Origin of the sequence: Pararhodospirillum oryzae, assembly GCF_007992075.1 — a bacterium.
In the GTDB taxonomy this organism is placed as follows: domain Bacteria; phylum Pseudomonadota; class Alphaproteobacteria; order Rhodospirillales; family Rhodospirillaceae; genus Pararhodospirillum; species Pararhodospirillum oryzae.
In genome coordinates, this window is the sequence record NZ_BJZO01000167.1 from 1 (window position 1) to 2,010 (window position 2,010).

Annotated in this window: 1 protein-coding gene and 1 tRNA gene; one reads left to right on the plus strand and one right to left on the minus strand. The window is 63.9% G+C overall.

Annotation, left to right across the window (positions count from 1 at the left end; translation table 11 throughout):
* Positions 1-576: 576 nt before the first annotated feature.
* A complete protein-coding gene (locus ROR02_RS16270) occupies positions 577-1,770 on the plus strand; it encodes a diguanylate cyclase (RefSeq protein WP_170245163.1) in 1,194 nt (397 codons plus the stop codon).
* 24 nt (positions 1,771-1,794) lie between these two features.
* Here ROR02_RS16270 and ROR02_RS16275 read toward each other — a convergent pair.
* Positions 1,795-1,870 (minus strand) — tRNA-Phe (locus ROR02_RS16275).
* Between the last annotated feature and the right edge of the window lie 140 nt (positions 1,871-2,010).

Consider the following 2,010-nt stretch of genomic DNA (forward strand, 5'->3'; position numbering starts at 1 on the left):
CTCGGATTACTCTAGCAGGCTGTCAGGGGAAAGGAGGCACCGCTTTTCCCTGACAGGCTTCAGCGTGAGAGCCGAAAAGCAGATACCGCTTTTCGGATCAGCCAACCGTGAAACCAAAAGTTAGAGCACCGCGCCCGACCCGGCTTGCCGCACGGCGTTCGAACCGACCCGATCCGGACGAAACACCTCTCAAGACGGGCATTTTCCGCCTTGAACACGGATTTATGTGCATAACACCACGGATTGATTCGTGGAATTTTATATAATCTTTGGATACATGGCTTCAAACCCGCCCAATCGGACAGGTCTTTTTGACGTCATTTTTCGGCCAGACAACCAAACGATTCCCGCTCAAAGCCTGAAGCCCCTCGCCAAAAGGCGACTTCCGACATCGGCGTCTTCTTGCGCCCGTGGCCCCTGGCCTCACGGGGAGGGGCGGCCTCGTTCCTTCGTCGGCACGACCGGCGTCCGCTCTCGATGCCCCCACTCTTAAGGCCATCTTCAAGCCAGCAGAAAAATTCGATAACATAACCCAAGACCATGGAGCAGATGCCGTTGATTTCGAGGAAGAACGTAATGGAATTTGGGCAAGAGACGTTCTGTTTTCGCAAGACAACGCTTCAGTACATCCTGGCTCTTGCCCTTCTCGCAGCTCTGGCGATCACATCCCATATTGCCATCGCCAAACTCGTTACCCAGCAGGCGGACACGGCCCGGGTCGTCAACATTGCCGGGCGCCAGCGGATGCTGTCGCAACGCATTGCCATGCTCGCCTTCGACCTGGCCCGAACCCGGGAACCCGCCCGGATCGCGCCGCGCGAGGCTGCCTTGGCGACCAGCCTTTCCGACATGGAATCCGCCTTCAAGGCCCTGACCGAAGGCTCGGCCCTCCTGGGCATTTCGGCCGCCAAAAGCCCGGCCGAGGCCTTCGTGTACGCCCAGGAGCATCTTGGGGAGCGCATGAACGCCTTCCTGGGCGCGGGATGGGCCTACCTTGCGCTGCCTCCCGACCAGCGCCCCGACAGCCCGGCCCTGACCCGGCTGGTCGACACGGCCCAGGGCCCCCTGCTGGGCGCGCTGGAAGCCGTGGTCGCCCAGCGGCAGGCGGACAGCGAGGCCCAGGTTTCACGCCTGACCGGACTGCTGAAGGGCACGCTGGCCGGCATGCTGGTTACGCTCGTGGCCGAGGCGCTGATCATTTTCCGCCCCTTGTTCCGGCGCCTGAAGGCGGCGCAGGACCTGCTGCTCGACGCCGCCCTGACCGACCCCCTCACCGGCAGCAAGAACCGGCGCTTTTTCATGGACACGGGCACCCACGAGGTGGCGCGGTCCCGGCGCGCCGGGCGCCCCCTGGCCGTGGCGATTCTCGATATCGATCGCTTCAAGAAAATCAACGATACCTGGGGCCACGCCGTGGGCGACGAGGCGATCCGGACCCTGGTGCGCACCACCCTGGCCGCCACCCGCGAAAGCGACGTCCTGGGGCGCCTGGGGGGCGAGGAATTCGGCCTGCTGCTCCCCGAGACCAACGCCCAGGCCGCCCGCATGGTGGCCGAGAAAATCCGCGCCCAGGTGGCGGCAACCCTGGTGCAGGCCCCCGGCGCGTCCTTTGCCATGACGGTCAGCATCGGCGTGACCACGCTCGCGGTCAGCGACGACAGCCTGGCGGCCGCCCTCGACCGCGCCGACCGTGCCTTGTATCGGGCCAAGGAATCCGGACGCAACCAAGTGGTCACCGACGACCCGCAAAGGGAGTCGCACGCGGCCTGACATCACAACAAGGGGGAAAGAAAGTGGTGCCCAGGGACGGAGTCGAACCGCCGACACCGTGATTTTCAGTCACGTGCTCTACCAACTGAGCTACCTGGGCACCGGACGCCCACCCCGGGAGGGGGAACGCGGGCATATTCATCCAGAACGGCTTGGTGACCGCTTGGCTTCCGATCGGGGGACGTGGTGCCCAGGGACGGAGTCGAACCGCCGACACCGTGATTTTCAGTCACGTGCTCT

Excerpts from the sequence above, each read along its gene's own strand:
- ROR02_RS16270 (WP_170245163.1), top strand. The coding sequence starts at position 577 with ATGGAATTTGGGCAAGAGACGTTCTGTTTTCGCAAGACAACGCTTCAG.